The organism is Arthrobacter sp. NtRootA1 (assembly GCF_019976975.1).
GTDB classification, from domain to species: domain Bacteria; phylum Actinomycetota; class Actinomycetes; order Actinomycetales; family Micrococcaceae; genus Arthrobacter; species Arthrobacter aromaticivorans.
In genome coordinates this window covers 1,946,152-1,966,178 of the sequence record NZ_AP024630.1, presented here as the reverse complement: position 1 = coordinate 1,966,178, position 20,027 = coordinate 1,946,152, and the positions used below count along the sequence as shown (strand labels likewise).

The 20,027-nt window shown below is 58.7% G+C and carries 14 protein-coding genes; 2 read left to right on the top strand and 12 right to left on the bottom strand.

The genetic code is table 11. The annotated features are described in order from the left end of the window. Window positions 1-211: 211 nt before the first annotated feature. The 5 genes from LDN90_RS09005 to LDN90_RS08985 form a co-directional block, all read right to left on the bottom strand. A complete protein-coding gene (locus LDN90_RS09005) occupies window positions 212-2,218 on the bottom strand; it encodes a hypothetical protein (protein ID WP_223948721.1) in 2,007 nt (668 codons plus the stop codon). A gap of 69 nt (window positions 2,219-2,287) precedes the next feature. Then, window positions 2,288-4,273 (bottom strand): hypothetical protein, encoded by a 1,986-nt coding sequence (locus LDN90_RS09000; RefSeq protein ID WP_223948720.1) that lies wholly within the window; start codon window positions 4,271-4,273, stop codon window positions 2,288-2,290. Beyond that, the gene (locus LDN90_RS08995) at window positions 4,270-4,890 is read right to left on the bottom strand and encodes a hypothetical protein (protein WP_223948719.1); all 621 of its coding nucleotides are present in this window, start codon (window positions 4,888-4,890) and stop codon (window positions 4,270-4,272) included. The genes LDN90_RS09000 and LDN90_RS08995 overlap by 4 nt, the downstream gene beginning before the upstream one ends. Before the next feature lie 482 nt (window positions 4,891-5,372). Continuing rightward, on the bottom strand, window positions 5,373-6,479 hold the full coding sequence (locus LDN90_RS08990; RefSeq protein WP_223948718.1) for an NlpC/P60 family protein: 1,107 nt from the start codon (window positions 6,477-6,479) through the stop codon (window positions 5,373-5,375). A gap of 770 nt (window positions 6,480-7,249) precedes the next feature. Further along, window positions 7,250-8,143 (bottom strand): sigma factor, encoded by an 894-nt coding sequence (locus LDN90_RS08985; protein ID WP_223948717.1) that lies wholly within the window; start codon window positions 8,141-8,143, stop codon window positions 7,250-7,252. 181 nt (window positions 8,144-8,324) lie between these two features. Here LDN90_RS08985 and LDN90_RS08980 point away from each other — a divergent pair, with 181 nt between their 5' ends. Then, entirely contained in the window at window positions 8,325-8,648 is a 324-nt protein-coding gene (locus LDN90_RS08980; protein ID WP_223948716.1) for a helix-turn-helix transcriptional regulator, read from the top strand. On the opposite strand, the gene LDN90_RS08975 is transcribed toward LDN90_RS08980, so the two are convergent. From LDN90_RS08975 to LDN90_RS08945, 6 genes are all read right to left on the bottom strand, one after another. Next, complete coding sequence (locus tag LDN90_RS08975) at window positions 8,602-9,105, bottom strand: hypothetical protein (RefSeq protein WP_223948715.1); 504 nt, start codon at window positions 9,103-9,105, stop codon at window positions 8,602-8,604. The genes LDN90_RS08980 and LDN90_RS08975 overlap by 47 nt on opposite strands. A gap of 435 nt (window positions 9,106-9,540) precedes the next feature. Then, window positions 9,541-10,479, bottom strand: a complete 939-nt coding sequence (locus LDN90_RS08965; RefSeq protein WP_223948713.1) for an alpha/beta fold hydrolase — start codon at window positions 10,477-10,479, stop codon at window positions 9,541-9,543. A 253-nt stretch (window positions 10,480-10,732) separates the two neighbouring features. Then, complete coding sequence (locus LDN90_RS08960; RefSeq protein WP_223948712.1) at window positions 10,733-11,059, bottom strand: hypothetical protein; 327 nt, start codon at window positions 11,057-11,059, stop codon at window positions 10,733-10,735. Window positions 11,060-11,181: 122 nt separating this feature from the next. Then, window positions 11,182-12,198 (bottom strand): hypothetical protein, encoded by a 1,017-nt coding sequence (locus LDN90_RS08955; RefSeq protein WP_223948711.1) that lies wholly within the window; start codon window positions 12,196-12,198, stop codon window positions 11,182-11,184. Further along, complete coding sequence (locus LDN90_RS08950; RefSeq protein ID WP_223948710.1) at window positions 12,195-12,686, bottom strand: hypothetical protein; 492 nt, start codon at window positions 12,684-12,686, stop codon at window positions 12,195-12,197. Before LDN90_RS08950 ends, LDN90_RS08955 begins: the two co-directional genes overlap by 4 nt. A gap of 649 nt (window positions 12,687-13,335) precedes the next feature. Further along, window positions 13,336-14,454 (bottom strand): DNA sulfur modification protein DndB, encoded by a 1,119-nt coding sequence (locus LDN90_RS08945; RefSeq protein WP_223948709.1) that lies wholly within the window; start codon window positions 14,452-14,454, stop codon window positions 13,336-13,338. A gap of 574 nt (window positions 14,455-15,028) precedes the next feature. On the opposite strand from LDN90_RS08945, the gene LDN90_RS08940 reads away from it, so the two are divergent. Further along, on the top strand, window positions 15,029-15,886 hold the full coding sequence (locus LDN90_RS08940; protein WP_223948708.1) for a DUF4062 domain-containing protein: 858 nt from the start codon (window positions 15,029-15,031) through the stop codon (window positions 15,884-15,886). Window positions 15,887-16,056: 170 nt separating this feature from the next. Here the strand turns inward: LDN90_RS08940 and LDN90_RS08935 are convergent, their stop codons facing one another. Continuing rightward, window positions 16,057-19,746, bottom strand: a complete 3,690-nt coding sequence (locus tag LDN90_RS08935; RefSeq protein ID WP_223948707.1) for a hypothetical protein — start codon at window positions 19,744-19,746, stop codon at window positions 16,057-16,059. Window positions 19,747-20,027 lie beyond the last annotated feature (281 nt).

The following is a 20,027-nucleotide window of genomic DNA, read 5'->3' as shown; positions in this document are numbered from 1 at the left end:
ACATGACGCACACAACAACCCAAGGTACTGGCCGAGGGTGAAGGACTACCTCCGCCCCACGGCAATCGATGCCCTAGTTCCTAAGCCGGCGTACACCGCGCCGCCCCGGGCTAGGCGACCGGGCGCAGAGCGACAGTTGCTGTTGATGTCTGTTGCACGAGGCCGTGATCGAATGGTAGAAATTGAGCGATCTCCCGAGAATTGTCCCTCGTTAGCCGGATTTAGTGTGTCGAGGGACTTGCCTGTTGCCACGGACGACAATTGTGACCACGTGCCGGGGCGCCGCGTTGGGAATAGCCACCGCATCGACCCAAACGGACTCCCTAAGAGAAGGAACTCCCTGTGCGTGGTCGGTTAGGTCCAATATTAGGGCAATAGACAGCCTAGGTCCTGCTGCGGAATAGGCAGCGGCCTGTCCCCCATAGTTCGACGCAACTGACTGCCGTGACGAGTCTTTCAACTCGCGCTTCACTTCGACCACAAATCGATGTTCTTGGGCGATGGTGATGTCAGCTCGCCCGGAAGCAATGTCTCTTTCCTCCATTCGAATGTGTGGTCGAAGAGAAGAGCTGGATAGCCAAGAGTACGCGTCTTTTTGCAGGAAGTCCTCAGTAAACGGCTTCCCGTCAGACGGGGGAAAGAGGTATCTAATCTCGTCCTTCCAGCTCTCCCGACTTGCGTCGACTCGGTCAGCAGCAAAACGGAGGAGGTTGGTAAGAATGTCGAGAAACTCTTCGCGGACCGTCTCAATTCTCACGAAGTCCTCGCAAGTAGCGAGTTCAGCGACCACCTTGGAAATCAAGTCATCGACGATTGGATCCGACTCACGAGAGAGAGCCCGTGCCCGGGCTTCAGCCTTTTTGTTTAGCAGTGCTAAGGCAGTGGGCGCCCGCTCGGCAAGCTCAATGAAACCATCGGCTTCCGGTGACCCGAACTCAAGGCCAAGCTCGCTAGCAAGTGACGGTGCCACCGACCAAAGTTTTCCCGGCGTATCACTTCCATTGGTCGCTGAGGAACTCGTGGCCGCCAATATGGCCTCCGCTGCATCCCTTTCTAGCGGGAGTAATTCGTCGGCATGGAGTACATCCTTCAAGTGCCCAAGAAGGCCCTCCCGCCGGATGAATGCTGCCTCAATTGTGGGTTCAAGGACTTTCCGTATGCCCTCCGGGGAGATCACGGTTAGGGAGCGGGAGGCCTGATAGGCGGCCAGAACCGACTGCAAAGTATCGATCGGCTTGATCCATGATGGCTTTCCGAGAGGCGCGATGACTTGCTGCAAGCTGGCGCTGAGACGGTACCACTCGATTTCAGCTTGCGCTCTTGGCGCGGCCCACTCACCTAGCCGTGCTCGAGTCGAAAACGCGGTCCTTCGCCAGAGTGCGACATGCAGTTCTTCCCAGCTTTCGGACGCTGATGCCGGAAGCCTGGGCGAAGAGATAAATGCCAAAACAATGTCCAGAGCGGCGCGAATAAGCGTGGCGTCGTCTCTCCCCTCCTCGCGACGTTCTACACCATAGAAGGCGTCCCGTGCATGCGCCAACTTTCCCACGATCTCCTCTAGCGTGCTTGCCTCCAAGGCGTTCCGAAGCGCCAACTGTCCAAGCTCGAACATTGCATCGCTTTTCGATACCTCATGGGTGACGAGGGATTGAAGTACCGGATCCAGTTCATCAGCATTCCACTGCTCCTTGGCCATACCTGCTAAACGGGGCAGTCTCTCGAGCAACTCATCGCTATCGGTTTCCACGTCGATAGAGCAGAATAATCCCAGTGCCTTGAATTTTGCGGCTGCCGATACGAGCCCCATGCGTGTGAGCGTTTGGAGATACGCATATGCTTGGAGACCGCCGTTATTACGAACTTGTTCGAATCGGGATTCCAAGCCATTAGCGATCGCCCGTTCTTGAAGTTTGATGAGGTACGGTGACGATAACGCGACATCGGACGCCTCCGCGAAAACTAACCGGACTAATCGAGGTAGTGCGTTAGCCGCCTCCTGTAACAACGTCGGAGCATGAACATCGTGTGCGCGAGCTGCAGCTTCTGCCAAGGCAATGAACTCAGGCGCACAATCTCGGGCGCACAAAGTAAGCACATCTTGATCCGCAAAGTCCGTTGGTTCCACCGACTGGTACAGTTCGTCGCCGAAGCTGACAAGAGCGTCCAGATCTGCCGGATCTGGGACAGCCTCTCGTTTAAGGGCCTTTTCCATACGCATTTGGTCATACCTCTCTGGTTTCCGCGCAGACATCAAGCCATACCTGGAGAACAAGTCAGGAGCAACGCATCACCACAGCGGGCCGCCATCAAGTCTTGAGTAGATCGATTCATCCGGCAGATGTCCCAAGACGGCGTCTGGCTCCGCGGAGGCGATAACAACCTGCAAACCGGGTAGTTCGTCTTTCAAACCGTCGAGTTCCTTGAGCAAAGTCGTCTCATCTTCGGTGGCAAGCTCGTCAGCTCCGGGCGAGTCCAGCAAAACCAGCCCCGGATGTGATCCAACTCCCGACTTTTGGCCGACTCTAAGAAGGGCGATTACTACGGCGACTCGCAAACGGAGTCGTTCACCACCACTGAGCTTCTTGAACGGCGTAGGCACCCCGGCGGTTATGACCTGCATGCCGCCGTTCCGATTCAGCTCGACGGAGTCCAAGTTGTCGATGCCGAATTCCCGACCCATCTTTGCGATTTGAGCGTTCAGATCCGCAAAGATGTCCAGCGCGGCCTTATGGGTGATCTGGTTGAGTGCCTCGCAGGTGGCGTCGACGACGCGTAGTGTCTCGGGAGTCTCATCTGCGTATGCGGTTGATGGCATCGACTCAAGTCGCCCCTCGAGGCGGGCCAACTCCAGTTTGAGAGCCTCTCGTTCGGCACGTTCTTGCGAGGCACTCGCTAATGTCAGCTCATTCGTGAGGTTCTGGAGAGTATCGCGCAACGCCTGCTCGTGCTGATTTGCGTTTTCTAGGCTTTGTTGCGCCGCTGCCTCTGCGGCTTTCAGTGCCACCAGGGAGTCTTCGGTCTCCTCCGGTTCTAACTCCTCAGCTGACTCTGGTTGCACCGGTGGCAGTTCACGAGCACAAACCGAGCACTCGTGTTCATCGACTTCGCGTTGTTGGCGACTGACCCCAATGGACTGTTCACAGCGCGGGCAGTGCTTTGGGGAAAGGCCATGGAAGAGCAATTCAGCTAGAGCTGTTTCGCGTTGATTGTTGACCCGCAGTTCCTCTGCTTGACGTATTTCTTTCGCTTCATCGAACGTTATTTGCGTAGCTCGTCGCTCCGCAGAAGCTGTTCGCCAGATCGCTTCCGCGTCCCGTACATCGCCGATGATGGCCGCATATGATCTTGCACTTGTCGTCGGAAGCGCCGCAAGTTGCGCTTCCACAGCACGGAACGATTCGAGTGTGGTTTGGCGGTCCGAAGCCCTCGCCGCCGCGTCCTCGGACAGCCGTCTCCGCTGGTTTGCTTGGTCCTGCTGAAGTACCTTTTTTAGAGTCGTTAGTCGGATCTGCTCACCCATCAGGGGGACGTTGCAGAACATCTGCAGAATTCTCGCCGGAAGCGCAGCAAAAACGGTGTCCCCAAAAAGGATGTCGGATCCGGCCCGCGGAAGATATAAACCTCCGAAGTAGGCCGGCCAAGTGTTCTCCCGCGCATCTCCATCTGCACTCCCCTTGCGCTTTTGAAAATTAAAGATTGGATCGAGGCCTAAGGATGCCATCATCAGCTGATCTTGAAATTCCTTGAAATCCTCTGTTGAAAGGTCTTCGGCCAGGACATGAACTCCACCTGCAGGAACCGGCTCCCCGTCGAGGAAAGAAGCCAGCGCCTCTGCTTCGTTTGCACGGTAGACGTCTGCGCGATGACCTTCTTCACTCCGACGAAGGCGAACCGCCATAGGCTGTCCGTTAATGGCGTATTCCAAAACTATTCTCTCGAACCATGGCCGCACGTCGTCCCGGAGGCTCCTCGGGCTACCGCGCAGCGCCCAGGTAATGAGCTCAAGGACTGACGACTTCCCACGAAGGTTTGCGTCAGTAATAAGCGCCGTCACTCCGTACTGGAAGGTAAAAATGGCCTCAAATGGCCCGTCCCATTTCGTATTGACTCGTTGCCCACTGAACGACAACCTGCGAATGTCGATCGATCGTCGCGGCGGAGCTGTTGGAAAAAGCGAAACCCCTTGCGCGCTTAGAATCGTCTCCACTCGATCCACAGGAAGCCTAATTTTTTCGCTGATCTGTTCGACAATCTGGGACGCTGTGGGGATCAATTGTTTTCCTCTCTTGTGCGCCGAATGAAATCTAAGCGTTCGCGCGCCTTCTGGGCGATGCTGGGAATTCTCATTCCGTGCGGGGTTTCCAAGTACTCCTCGACGATGTATTGACGATCTTTCAGCTGCGTTGCTCCTTGCCCGTCAGACAGGGCAACAACGAGGGCAGCGCGGGCTGAATACCATCCAAGATCGGCATAATCTGAAGCTATCTTTGCGGCAAGCTCACGCCCCGTTCCCAGAAGGAAGTAGTCGGTTCGGGTGATATGGCCAATCCGCCCCTTCTTCCGCCGCACCACTAGATCTGCCTGCCGCAGAACGGAGAGCGCGTCTTCCAGGTCCTCATATGCTCCGAATAGGTAGCGGAGCATGGGATATCTTCGCAGTTCCGGTTCCTCACTATCGAGAATTTCGGCGGCCATCTCAAACAGCGTTTGATCGTGGTGTAGTTCGTAATCGTTGAGCAGTTCCATCGCTAAGTAGTCTGGGTTCCTAACCCAGAAATCTAACTTCTGCAGCCGAACTTGGGATCGAACGACCCCCACAGCTGACTCCAGTGCAGAATCGTCGGCAAGATCCGAGGGTGTGGTCGGTTCGGCCGCTTTGTCGATCAGCATTAGGATCCGGACAACATCTTGCATGCGTGTCGTTGGACCAGCCATCAATCTCCCCCGCTAAGTTTTTCCGCGAGCCCCTTACGGACCACCACCCCTAAATGAAATCACAAGATTGGTACGAACCTCGGCCATTTGCCCTTTATGTAGCAGCTCAGAGCCTGTAGCTTTCCGGATTGCTCTCGACGACTCGAGTTATACGAGCTTCCCGCCCGGTGTGCTGAGAGGAAAGTCTGCGCAGGAGTACTATCCGGCAGCATGTGGAGCCGTTTCATATGGGCGGGGAATCACGTAGATTGTGTTGTCCCTACGGCCTATACCGTGAACGTTTCGTGCCACGACACCACCCGGTTCAGCACCAACCTCGGTCCCTGTGTTGTCAGCTGAAGCGCATCTGCGTGTGGCCAAGGGTGGTCCTGGTGATCAGCCATCCGTCTTCCGATGGTAGATTCCTCGAGCAGCGGATTGACAGTTTCGTTCTCTACCTAGCCCAGCAACACGAAGAATGCAGAACCGGGGTTCCAATCAATTGGATGTAGCAGCGTCCCAGCAGACGGATTCAGCGCACTGTACATGAGCCCGTCCCCTGCGTAAATGCCGACGTGTCCCCAGTTATACGGACCTTGGGGATTCTGCACAACCAGGTCGCCGATTTGTGGGGAGTCCGTGATCCGCCCTACCCGCCACTGCTCCACCCGCGGAAGCTCAATGCCGACCTGTCGGTATATCCACTGAACGTATCCGGAGCAATCCCATGCCTTGAACGCTGTGCCGCCCCAAACGTATGCGCCGCCGACCCCCATCTTGGTGAAGCGAAGAATTTCCTGGCGGATCTGGCTTGATTCTTCAGCTGGGACGACGTCCGAGCCCGCGGCGGGAGCGTCCGTGCAAACACGAGCAGGCGCAACCCCGCTAAGGGCATCCACGATCGCTGAAGCTTGCGGCTCCCACCGGTCATACAGCTCTGGGAAGACCGCAACCTGCACCGCCTGTGCAGCCTGTCCTTTGCCCATGGAAGCCCACCCGGGGATATCCAACAACCCCCGCGGGCTTCCGTGATTCGGCCCCGACATCCCTCCATAAAAAGCTCTAGCGTTGTAGGTGACATCCATCAGCTCCTGCACACTCCCCCATCCGGCGGCAGGACGCTGCTGGGCCGAGCCGACGGAGTCGTGATCGCTACCAACGCCGTCGTGCGGAAAGTTGAAGGACTCTGGCACGTTGATATTGGCCAACATCCGCAAGCTAGACTCTTGCAAGGACATCATGATGGCGATGACCAGTGCCTCTCGAGGCAAGCCGAGTCCTTTGCCGACCGAGACGTAGCCCTCGGCGACATTCACTTGGGCCGCCGAAAGCCCTGCGACTCCTACGCCGGTTGGCAGGTCGAGCACATCGGGGCCGCCACCAGCACCGGCCTCAGCGCCAGCGAAACAGGCGACGGCCGCCGTCGGACGATCCCCCACCAAAACAACCACCACCGCGCTGGCAACCACAGCAAATGCGAGCACGACCACCGCAAGGAAGGCTCCGACCAGCCTAAAGAGCGTGTGTCGTCGGCCGAGAATGACGGCAAGCCCGAGATGAGGCATCAGTAAACGATCCGGTCGGATGACGCGTAGAACGCGACCATCACGCAACGATCAGCAGGTGCTGTCGGAGCAGGAGGACAGTTAACCATGACACTGACGGGTGCGGAGTACGAGCTGGTACTTGCCGAGGTGTGGTCCTCGACCGAGAGTCGCACAGTGCAGACATGCAACCCCGGCCACGGAGCGGGCCGTTCGCGCACCTTGACCAGCTGTTCGTCGCACGTCAACGACTCCGATTTCGCCTCACGAAAGGCGCCTTGGCCCGCCAAAGACACGAAGGATCCAGCGTTTACGCCAGTTGCCTCGAACTCTTGAACCAGAACGGTCCAGGGATTGGAACCATCCGGAAGCAAGACCCAAAGAGTGCGCATCCTGCCGTAGACCTCTGAGTAGGTCGAGGTCCTGGTATCCCAAGTGTAGATAGCCTCGGCAGCAGCAGCGGCAACTGCCCGAAAGTCCGTCGGCCCGGGGGCAGGTGAAACAGACGGCTTCCTCGTTCCCGAGGGTTTCGCTGAGGGACGTGTGGCGGACGGAGATGTGGTCGGCGCAGGATCCGACGAAGCATCTAGAGTAGCCACTGGCGGCGCCCCTGTGGCTGGCCCTTTGGACGGCAGTGCGATTAGCAGAGCCAATGAGCCAACAAAGAAAATGATCGCCAGGCCAAAGACCCATCGACCTAAACGTGTCCGCACCCCACTTGCCTTGCGAATGCTCATGATCACCACCTAAGAGGCATTGGATGTCAGCTGCGGAGCAAAGGCATCCGCCGATTAGAAGGAGGCCGACCTGCGGACTACGCGCCAAGCGGTTTGGTAGAGCCGTCGCGCGGTGCCGATCTGCACAGCAACATAGCGATCGGTGACGCCCAGGTCCCGGGCCAGCCGAGCAATCGCTGTTTGCCGTTCTGATCCGTGGATGTCGGGAAGAACTATCGCGTTGGCGACCTCACGCAGGAGGACACTTGGGAGGCACTCAACCGCACGCTGACAGAGTTGGCCAATATCGCCAATGCTGCCCGGGGTGACATCGAGTGCCAGGCTGACTGTCTTCGCCGTCTGGCGCACAGCAGTCACGGCGTTCCATCGACGACGGTCGTGAGGCGTTGGGAGCGCATATTGGCGAGGCGCGGTGAGGCTTTCAACGGCCATCCGCCACGTTGGCGTTGACACAGCTTCTCGAGTCAACTGCAGGACCATAACCGCCCACTCATGGTCGATGATCTCCTGGTTTTCGGGATTCTCCTGCGCGATGAGGATCGCTGAAAGCCGGCCCCAGGAACCCAAGACCTCGTCGCCCGTGGGGTCGAGCAACAGAGGCAAGGTCTTGTGGTTGAGCTCGCGGCGGGCGTGGGCGGCGCAGATGTTCGACGTCACGCCCTGGACCCATGCTTCAAAGGGGACACCAGGCAACGCGCGGTAGCTCCCCCGTGCTACTCCATTCCAGACAGCCACACGGATGTCCTGCAGGACGTCGTCGACATCGCATGCGCGTCCGATATGAGCCAAGTGAGAAACGACGTAGCGCCGCACCCCTTCAACCGCTCCCATCATCTGGTCAACGGACACGGACAGCCTCGGTTCCGGCGGACCAGTGAGCGAGATGTCCACCGTTCCGGGGCGTGACTGCAGGTGTTCGGCTTGCTCGATGTTGTCGCTTAGGCTCACGGCCCTCACCGCTTCAAATAGCTACTGTCCTCTAACGTCCGCCGCGCCGCGGCCACGTTGTCGTGGCCGAGCCAACTCAGACCACCAACGAAAGCATCTAAAATTTATTGTCGAAGATACTTTAAGTATCGTCAAGAGTGCACTTCTTACTTTTTTCATGTTGTTGGGCAAGAATTGAGCCATGCCACGGATTACGCAACCTCACGACGACGCCTGGTCACCCGACGTCGAGGCAGCCGTGGCCACCTTTGGAAATAGGGCAAGGAACGAAATACTGAGGTTCCTCACGGCTTTCGGCCCCGCGACACGCGGCGACATCGTGGATTCCGTCAGCGCTGGCGAACCCAGTGTGGCAAAGCATCTGGTCGCCCTGGAGCAGGTGGGGGCGATCGTCGTCGACGTTCCAGCCGGGCGCCGCCACGGCCGTTCTCCGCGGTACTCAGCGAATCCCGCTCGCATCAAGGAGCTGCTGGACGCTCACCTTCGCTATGTCCTGGAGGAATAGCTGCCGCCCTTTCTCCATGTGGGTGGAGATCGATGTCTTTGTTCAGATACTCGGAGATAGCGCGCAACGTCTCCGGGGAGACATCCCCCAGCGCCCTGACGGCAAATGACTTCACTCGGGCCGCCCTCAACGACTTCACAAACTCCAACTGTGAATCGATGCGTTCGGGAATATCGCTTTCCACACCGTTCAGCAGATAGGAAGGATCGACGTCGAACATCTCACAGATGGCGGTGAGCAACTGAGGATCGCTGACCAAGCGTCCCGTCCCATCCTTCATGTAGAACCACCTGGCCCGTGAGATTTTGACGCCCCTAGCCTGGAGTCCGGCCTCAACTTCTCTGAAGGTAACCGGCGATCCCCTCTCGGCAACAACGACGTCCAACAGGAGGTTCAATCGCCGCGCGAGCGTTGCCTGCGGTGGCTCGCCGTTGCGGCTAGCGTCCTTCGCCGGCATGCTCCACCTTTCGATTGCCTGTCTGACCGAGACCATGGCTCCTTCGCCATCAGTATTCCGCGAGCGCCGTACCGACACAATCATTTGCAGTTTGAATCTGTTGTGCGGAGGACCGCAGGCGTATCCTGTCGTTGTAGACCCGTCTACAGCTTCCAACCTTCTCACCCCGAGCCGTGGTTTGCATGTCGACATCCATCCTGATGAACCGAACACGCACCCAGATACTCCGCTTCTTGATAAGGAGCGGGCCGGCCACCCGTACCGTCTTGGCTTCAGAGCTCCAGACTTCGAAGGCCACCATTCGACGTCATCTCATGCTCCTCGAGTTAGCCGGCCTCGTTCATGACTTGGACGGTGAGCGCTTCGCTGCTCGGCCCGCGCTTATTGAGAGCCAGCTCATCGATTTGGCCGACCAATACTCCGTGCAAATGCCTCCTACGACTCCACCGCTTGTTCAGGACTAGCGTCAGCCAACGCGAGGCGGAACCAGTCCTCAACGGAGTGCTCCCACTTGTCGGGGTCGAAATTCCACTCGAGGGAGTGGCCCACGGACTCAAACTCCACCAAGCTGACGAGGTCGGGCCGCACCGTCGCAGCCCTCTTGGATGCTTCAAACGGGGTGGTGTCATCCTTCCTGCCATGGAGGATCAGGATCGGCTTCCTCAGCTCCCCCGCCCGCGCTAGCCAATCCAGGGCATCCAGGTGTATCGGTTCGGCGAGACCGGTCACCCACCGAAGCGCTTTCGACTGAAGGATGGCGAACCCCAACTGCACGAGCGGACGTGGCAGCCCGGCGGCCTTGGCGTTCGCGAGCAACGTTGAACGCCAGTCAAAGACGGGGGCGTCGAGAACCATCCCTACTATTCGAGGAGCGTGCGCTGAAAGGGCTGCCGCTTGTAGGGCTAAGGCCGCACCCAATGACCACCCGAAGATCACGATGCGCTCAGCGCCTTCGGCAACGGCATAATGGATAGCCGCTTCGACGTCGCACCACTCGGTTTCGCCGAGTCGGTACCGCTTATCGGACGACGGCGGTGCGTCGCCGTCGTTTCGGAACGAGACAACCAGCGAGGTCAGTCCCAGACGTCTGGCGACTGGTATGCCTCGAAGACAACCAGCTCTCCTGCCCCCCATTCCGTGGATATGGATCGCCCACATCCGAGCCCTGTCAGAAGGAGGCGAGTCGAACCTCCAGGCCGGAGCCACGCCGTCGTCGACGGTAATCTCAACGTTTCGGTATGGCAGGCCTAGTTGTTCGGGTTCGGAGTAGACGTAACCACTCCAGATCCCTGCCGCCGCTTGTGCAAGGTTTCCGGAGTCCACGCGCTCCACCACGCGGGTGAGTGAGCCTCTGTCCGGGCTCAATTCAACCACTGCTCCCAAACACGCATGCCCGGTCCCCTTCGCAAACCATAGACTGTGCCGTCCAGGGGCCTTGGTGTGCGTGGTTGCCGGCAGTTCAATGAGAAGTTGCCCATCTCTGCCGGGGTACACGGACCGAATGGAAAGGTCCTCGAGACGGCTGCATTTGGGCACGACTACTCGGCGCGCAAAGTACGCAGATCCGCAAAGACCCGCCAGCAACGCGACCAATCCCACGGTCAGCCCGGCGTCGACAGCCAGACGCCTATAAGCCAGCGACACCGTTCCCGCCCTTCTGCTTCTTCCGGTCGTCAATCACCTGACGGAGCTTCTCCAGCGTTTCTGGAGAGATCCCCTGCAGCTGTCGGGCGGCAAAATTGCGCACACGGGACTCACGCAAGGCCCGAAGAAGCTCCAACTGCGCATCCACTAGCCGCGGAATCTCCCCGGCTTCGTCAAGGAGGTAGTCTCGGTCCACACCGAAGAACTCAGCTAGATTTCTTAGCAACGCGGCATCAGTAGCCAGTGAACTATCGCCGCTGCGCATGTACGCCCAACGGGATCGCGACAGCGGGGTCCCCCGCTGACTCATGTGCCTACTGATCTTTGGATAGGTCAGAGACTCTTCTCCACCTGCTTCGTAAAGATCTAGGAGCAAGTTGAGCTTCCGGGCCAACCTTGACTGCGGCGACTCGGAGACGTTGGCACCCTCCGTCATAGCGCCCGCTCCCCTCTTTGCTTACGCGCCTTTGTTTCCCGCTCAATTGGTCCAGCCAGATAATTCTCCGCAGCACTCAAGACTCTCAGCTCGCGGATATCCAAAGAACTGGCTAATCCTGGCTCCACGAGGAGAGCGTCCTGCACCTCCACTAGCATCCGATGGAGTTTTAGTGCCGGAGCCTGCTGTGCTAGGTCTTCAACTCCAAGCTGTAGACGAACGTCCTGCCGCAACCCGGCCGTCTTGTCCCAGACTACTCCGAGGCCACGAACCAAATCGTCCTCAGTCGCCGCGTCCTTAAGGCGAAGAATGCGCCGCGCAACAGGAGGGATTGCCAGGCCCACACACAGGAAGGCCAGTGCTGCAACCACGGTCGCGTCGTAAGCAGGCGATACTGCGCGCATGGCGTCGAGCCGCCCCTGCAGATGCAGGGTGTCCATGACCAGCACTAGCGATACGAGCAGAACCGCTAGCGCGCAGCCGACACCGATGAACGTGAATGCCAGACGGTAGTAGGGCCTCGACATGCCGGGTCGGAATCGGAAGCACGTAGCTCCGGTGACACTGACCACATAACCGATGTAAACGAACTGGATGGCTGAGTACAAGGCAGCTGGGAACTGATCGCCGTAGTCCAGCATGAAACGCGTCGAGCTTCCATGCGTGGAGATGAAGCTGAAGCTGAATGCGAGCCCCACAATCACGGTGCCCAGGAGAACAGTGCCAGGCGTGTGTCGCCGCCAGCCAATATCGTTCGGGGTCGCTGCCCGGATAATTGCCCTTGAGAGGAAGTAGATGCCAACGACCATGGAGACATTTGCCAAAAGGTCTACGTAGTTTCGGCCGCCGATTGCTGCGTCAAGACTCGAGTAGACCGGGTCGACGTTCAGCGTGAGTGCCACAGCAATCGTGATGGCCGCAATCAACACGCTGTGGTCCGTCCGACGGCGCACTCCGGGAAGTAGGCAAACGACCAGCAGCCAAATCAAGGCCGCGACCGTAATCTGGATCATCCGAATACCCTCTCGAACGACCTCGGTTCCCTGGCGCTGTTCCTGATCGCTGCCGCGAAGAGGTCCGCGAGTGATTCCGCAGCCGCCTCGAGCTCATCACTAAAGCTGGTTCGTGCCAGAACACGGCGGACTAAACCTGCCGGAAGGTTCGGGAACAGAACGCCGACGTAATCCACCGGAACGACGAGTTCATCGTGCCGTAAGACCATATGCCCCAGTTCGTGCAGCACGAACTGCTGCCGGTGCAGCCCAGACGGGCTGACTGCGTGCAGGATGACTTCGACTTCGTCCGTCGAAAGCCACAATCCGCACACGGACCCGCCGTTCAGAAATCCCGCCGCCGCAATTTCGATGGGACGTTGCCGGACACCTTCGACCACACTGACGAGGCGCTCCAAGCTCAGGTGAGTCGGTAGCGCCAAGGAGTCAAAGGCACTCGCGGCGCGTTGGGCTGGCGATTGTCCAGAGTGATATGGGTTGCATTGCATGGGCATTCCCGGTCATGCTCGTCCCGGTTCGATGATGGCCGAACGCTACTGCCAATGGCCAAGCACGAACCCTTAGGACCCATTGAACTCCCTGCCTTTGGACATGTCCAGAGACGCCCGATAGTCATCGCCGAACTTCAACAATCATGTCATTGGAGACCCGGGCAACTGCTCCTGAGGCACGGAGCAAATTACCTATGTCGGACCCTCAGACAGTAGATCCGTGGAGTTCCGGCGAAGAAGCCCGCGCGCACGTGAACGTCGGACGAACCATCAGCACTGGCCAATCGCTGGACCACAAATGGAACTACCATCCTGGAGAACAGCCCGGCAAGCGGCGCGGTGGAAACATGCTAAGGCAATATTGGGGTGATTCCCTCATTGGCTACCTAATGATGAACAACTTCGTACTGGGTGTAACGCCCAAGCGCAGGGATAGCCCTGATTGCCTACGTCGAACTAACGTAATGCTGCGCTCAGGCCATGGTGCTCGCCGATGACTACTGCCCACATAGGGAACAAATCTGACTCGGCGTTCCCGCTCGTCGCCGATCGAGCGTACTCTCGACCGCGGCATTGTTTCTGACCTCGGTTTCACGATGCGAAAGTGAATCAGGCAGACTCTCCAAAGCCTGCTGCCATTCGACGGTCATGCGTCCGTGCTGATCCCCATCGCTTGGTGGAGTATCCGAACCGCCGCGCGACGGGCGGCGAAGCTGTTCCTGGTTGTCCGTTTTCCGGAAACCGAGCCACTGGGCGTGACAACTCCTGCGCTGGTCCAATCCGTATTGTCCCAGGCGAGCAGGTCTGCACCGTCACCTGACTGGATCCTTCGGAAGGTTACTTCCGGGTCGAGGCGCTGTGCGTACATAGTCGACATCGTGCCGATCATGCCGTAAATCGCGACGGCGCTGGAACTAATAGTGCTGCGGCGCTGGTCCTGTCGTGCCGGGGTTGAGAGCTTTCCGAATTCGGGGCGGACCTTCACAAGAGAGTCCCACGCACTGACGAGCCATGCTGCCTGTGCTTCGAGGTCGGCAGCAGTTACGGGCCCGCCGCTCCATAACGTCTCGATCGCTCCGCTGATAGTGTTGTAGGCACAGAGCTTGTGGGAACTGGCCGACACCGAGTTGGAAAGGACTTCCACGTTGTCTTGGCCTAAGTGTTCGCTGCCATTAACCAAACGTCGCGCTAACTCCTGTTCCTTTGTTTCGGAGTATGCATATTTGGCTGTCGAATCATTAACCTTGTCACCCCGGGTGTTGTAGATCGTGGCAACCTTCTTGGCCATGGTGTCATCGAGCATCCAGATCCTCACCTGGAACCGGGTAGATAAATCAAAGCTTCCAAGCTGATTGTCTGCTGCCGCCAGGATGGATTTGATCCGCGAAAGGGAATCAACCGCGCAATCAAGGACTCCGGACGTGATAGTCAGGTTCGTTTGCCCTGCCTCATCGTCGTACCATGTAGTCACATCCGACTTGCTGGGGTCTAGCCTCACGGATATGTTGCCAATGATCGCGTCGTTGGCGAGGAGTTCGCTGGTCCACTTGTTGACCTTCGCTTTCGTCTTACCGCGAAGGTTTGCCTGCATATGTGCTGGCCGAATATTACCCGTGAGCGCAAGGAGTCCACTGCGGTACAGGTCGACGATGAAAGCGCCCGTCATCTGACACTCCACATGCACGCCGCCAGCATCATCTACCTCGGCGATGTTGTATATCTCCAGGGGCAGCGTGAGCCCTTCGGTTTCCACTTGGACAGACATCCTGATCATTCCTTCTTCAGTTACCGAGTTCCCCACCCCAAAATTACGTCTACTACGTGTATTTATCAATAGCCACGTGTAGTTCATGATCTGTACGTGCCCCTTGTGGCAACAATGTCCCCACCGGAGGCCCCCTAGAGCTGTTAGGGGGCGTGTTAGTCCGCCGCTTTCTGGACAATCACATACAACGTAACGAGGCTGCCGTTCAGCCTCCAGGTCCCCGGGATTCAGCGAAATTTCACTACAGGAAGCGCCAGAACAGACGTTCCTGATAGGTGACACCTTGTGCCGGTCCCCGAACCGGCTCTGGGAAACTGGCCCTCCATTAGACTTCTGTTGCCCGGACGTAGAACGGACTCGCCTGAGGAAGGGGGCCAGCCAATCAACTGCGGATAGACGGCCGCTGCTGATCCGCTGGCAAAGCGCTGGCAGTCTGATGGCGATGAGCGCTGGTGTGCGACAAAGGCCCGAACCAAGACTTTGACAGTCGACGTGCTTGCGGGCCAGGTGCGACGATGTTGGCTGCGGGCGAACAGAGCCCGCTTCGTCACGGGAGCCCATTTAGGATTTGGGCATGACATACCCCGCGAACGTTCTCAGCGTGATGATCGCTTCCCCTTCCGACTTGCCGCAGGCCCGTGACGCTGTCGAAGAGGCCATCAGAAGCTGGAACGTAGCGCACTCCCGCAACCGCCAGATTGTTCTGCTGCCGTGGCGTTGGGAGGACAATGCGGTTCCCACCCTGGGAAATCGGCCACAGGCGCTCATCAACGCCCAGGGTGTTGATCAGTCCGACATAGTTATCGCGCTCTTCGGCAGCCGTCTGGGCAGCCCCACCGGCGAGGCAATCTCGGGCACCGTCGAGGAGATCGAACGTGCCGAACAGCAGGGCAAGCACGTCCACGTTTACTTCTCGAATGGCCCGCTGCCCAACGACGTGAACGTCGAACAACTGGGCGCCGTGCGTGAATTTAAGAATGCGCTGCTCAAGAAAGGGCTTCTTGGAGAATTCAGCACGCCCAACGAACTGAGCCATGAAGTCTGGAAGGCAATCGAGTTCGACTTGGCGCAACTTGACCTCGGGACGGTTAACACCCCGAAGCCGATCACGGGAGTGGACCTGCTTGTGCAACCTCGCGACGCCCGCGAAGCGAAAGGGCTGAGCCGGCAGGGCAAGCAGCAATACACCACCCGCCGATGGCTCGAGATCACAAACAGGGGCGGCAAAGACGCCGAGAATGTCCGGGTTGAGGTTGCCAACCCGGACGCGGGCCTGGTCCTGGCTCGGGGCGAAGACGGCCCAATAACCATCCACCGGGAGCAGATGCGCAAATTTCCAATAGCGATGATGTTCGGCTCCGGCCAGCCCATAGTCCGGCTGCTGTGGACCGAGGACGGCAGAGAACAGTCGAAGGAATTCCACGTCGGATAACGCCGGCGGGCCCGGACCGGCCTAGAGTTCTTCGGAGACTGGGTCCGGGCGGGCATATGGCCGCAGGCAATACTATCCCGTCCCACGGAACCCTCAGCAACACTCGGCATAGGCAGCACATCGTGGGCGTGCGGAAGATCTTCGCGCAGCGGCCCGGCAGGGCGGCAGCATCACCGGGTGCGTCGCGCGGGCCGGTCATTGCTGCCGCTCAGGTAAGCCTCCACTTCTGAGAGGCTCAATATCGGAAATTCAGCGTTTGAGAGCCGAGCTGACAACAGACGTTCATCAACGATGACCAGCGGGGCCACAGTCCAACTGCCCTTCTGCACCGTTATGCCCAGTTGGGTGAGGGTTGTCGGGATGTGCCGCCGGACCCAGTCCGCGCGCAACGCAAGCCGCTTGACCGCTGCTTTGTCGGACAGCAGTAAATTGTCGATTTCATTGGCGAGTTCGGCAGGAGTCCGTGCGACTTCGAAGTCTTTGGCCTCGACGACGTAGATTTTCCGGCGCCGCTCATGGACGCCGATAGCGTCAATGTCCCCCAGGTCGGCGCCGTCGATGTTCCTGAAGTCGTGCCGGCCAATCTTGCTCAACCGGCTCCTGACACCGCTGAGCCCGACTGCCCTGAGCCTGTCGGCGACCGTCAGCTCAAAAGAAGCACCTTTAGCGCTTCTGATCTTGTTTAGGGCCGCCTTCATGGGCTTGGTCTTGGCCTGAAGCCTGCCGGTCCTGTACTGTTCGAGCCAAAAAGATGCTGTCTGCCAGAGCCGCCGGCGCCCGGAAACCAACTCAGCCTCGCCAGATGAAACTCGACGCAGGAGTGGGCGCCTGAGATAGGAAAGGTCCCGGTTGAACCGCCAAGGAAACACGCGGGTACCGTTTTTCCAGTATTCCTCGGCAGTGGTGGCCGTATGACTCAAACTGGTGGCGGCCAGCAGGGACTCTACTTTCGTGTCGACCCAACCGAGTTCTGACTTCAGTATCTGGCGAACGTCAACCTCTCGCACCACCACCACGTCGTTGAAAGTACCGGCATCCCCCAGCGCGATGATCTGTCCACATGCCTGGGCAAGGTCGGTGTAACTGAATCCGAACTCACCTTCCGCTAAGACGTCTGCCTCTTCCAGCGGATCCGTGCTGTCATCGCCACCCTCCCGGAGACCGCCGACAGCAACCGTGAACGTATCATGGGCCCTGGTGTTTCCGTAATGAGTAAGGGCGCTGTGATACTGGTCCTCGTCCCTGGAAATTCCAAGCCGACCGGACTCCAGGACTCCGATTTCGGCGTCCGAGATGTTGTGCCGCAGGGCGTCCGAGAGCATGCCCTTGTTGATGATTTCGCTGCCCAGAGCCAACAGATTGTCGTAGGTCTCGCCGGTCAGTGGCAGGTTCCCGGAAGGCGTGAATGCTGTGACGTATTCAATAATGAACCGGCTTGCTAAGGATGAAGCCACCGCTGTGCTTTGGTGTTTCTGCACTTGGCCATCCTGGGGTTCGAAGCATGCCAAGCGGGCACGTAACTGCGCGGGCTCACGTGCCGTTTCGGAAGCCAGAGCTTCATCTAAGGTGATCAGTCGCTCCAGCAGACCCTCGGGGCTCAGATCGCCCACGGTTTCATGGAGGTTATCCATCAACCATCTGTTCACGGTGTCGTTGAGAAAGTGTGTGCGTTGATCAACGTCAACAGGACCGGGCACGAGCCCCAAAACGCCCGTCAAATAGTCGCCCAGATTGTCTAGCAGCCTGGCCACCGGCGCGGACTGCAGTCGGCGCGCCTCAGGTAAGCTGCCGGGGAGTTCCACCGCGTCCGCCCCCGCACCGTAGAGATGGATCATCTGCTTGGGCCCAGCAGGAGCAACTTCTTCCAGCAATTGCTCCCGCACAGCCCGATCTCCCGCCTGCACAGGCACCAGGGCTTCGAGCAACGACTTCACCATTTCCCGGTCGAGGTAGTTCGTGGGGGCACTCTCGCCGGCCCGTGGAGGTTCCCCGAAACTTAGCCTCAGAAGCCCTGAAGACTCCTCGACCACCGAAATCCACGGCTTCTCGGGGGCCGAGGCCTCACTGTCCGGTTCGCGCAAGCTCACTTCGATTTCGACGGCCCTGCCATCGACGAAGCGCGGTGCGAGCAACCCCGGGTTGGCCATGAGCAGTTGCCATACCCAGAACGCCACCGCCTGGCCGAGATCGTAGGTGGAGGCCGGTCCGTGGCGTTTGTTGGTCCGTGCAAGACGAACCCATACCTGGACTTCGCCCATATCGACGATCATGGAGGAGCGGTTGGATCCGACAACCAGATGTACTGGTGATGAACTGCGGCCATGGATTGCGTACGCCTCAGATAGGACCCTGGCTTGGGGGTCGATCACCCAGTGACGATTGATTCTGGTGTGATTGTCGATCCGGAGTTTCTGACCATAACCGGGATCGAAGCTGATCATTCCCGGTCTGGGACCATCGTCAATGTAGAAGCTGTCGCCATGTTCCCGGTAGAACGCGTACACGTCGACGGCTGAGAAGTGCAGCACCCGGACTTCCCTTTCTAGCCGATCCCACGAAACCGCGAAGTACCAGAGCGTCATCCGGTCAGTTCCTGGGCTCTGGAGAATCACTTCGAGATCATCAAATGGCAGGAACAACGTCGGTGCCGGGGTATCGGAATTCGGGATCGCGAACATCATGTCCCTGCCCACGCCTTGGTAGACCACGATGCGTAGGGTCTTTTCCGGGGCGGAGTCACCGGCCGCGAAGAGTTCGTGGATCCGCTGGGAAAGGGCAGGTGCCTTCCACGGTTGAAAAATGGTCAACCTGTCATATTCGGTGAGATCATCCACCAGGCAAATAAGGTCGAGTGTCTTATCTTGGTCGAAGATTCCGACGCTCCGGATGTAGCCTTGGCCCGACTCGGTCACTCCCAGGGGTTCGTCACACATGCCGGATAGCAGCGACCAGGCACCGTGCGCGGTAACCTCGCACAGGGCCGCGGCCAAGTCCTCCGAGCAGCCCCATTCATGGCTCTCACTGATGATGTGATGGTTCAGGCAGGCCATCAGATGCCCCGGTGAGGCAAGGACGAGGGTGCTTCCGGATCTGATCAGCGGCTTGAGAATAATGGCATCGTCAATCACTTCCCCCTGACGCCAGGCAGGCAAATCTGCTGCATCCTGAACGAGCATGTCGTCGAGGTACTCGCGCACATGGTCGGGCAGACTAGCCCACAGCCGGTTCGCTTCGAACCGAACGTTTTCCGACAGAACAGCAAGCCCGTCTGCGCTTGGAACGGTCACCCCGCGACCACGATCCAGTGTTATGGACCCACGCTCCAGGCCCACCGAAACGCAGAGGCTATGGCTGAGGTCAAGGACGCACCTGGCCAGAGCCTTGACGCGGACAAGATAGCCCTCTGGGAACACGCCTTGGACCGAACCGCTTAGCGCCGCAAGCAAGGCTGCCGAGATGCGTGCCCCTGCGCCCTCAGAGATCCCTTCGATGACCAGCCGAGGACCGCCGGTATAGGGGACCTCTGCAACGTAGATGCCCTCATATGGGTCTTCCTGGGAAAGCACGCTAGAACCGGACACGAAAGGGTCCGCCAGCAACTTTTTGATCAGTGACGACGAGAGCCGTCGAGCCCTCGGATTTTCCGGAAGGCGGGCCGCGGCCGCAGCCAGTCGTTGCAGGCGGGTCAAAAAATGGGCATTGGAGGGAATCAGCTGGAGAGTGCTGGCCGCTGCCAAGAGCGAGGGACCGTCCACGTCTGCCCAGGCCCCGCCTTGAGGTGGAGTCGTTGAGACCGGCGCCTGCACCATTTGTTGCAGCAACTCGGCAGCCTCGGCCTGTGTGAAAGCATTGTCCTGCATGATTGAACTCCCCTTCGACGAAGCTAGCTTTTCACATGGCCATACTGCTCGCCATTCAACGCGGCCAGTGCAACAACTCTCCCTATAAGCCACCTCCCAGAATCCATACGCGTTTCACGTACTGCTGGTTGTCTCTATCAGCAGCGAAGCCAGGCGAGAGCCTCGGCTGACGCTCCAAAGCTACTTTTGTTCGACCTGCTCGAGGCGAGAAGTGTAAGGCCTGGCATCGGACAAGCTGCGCGATGTCACCCAACGTTTGCATGCTCATCATGTCCTTCCGC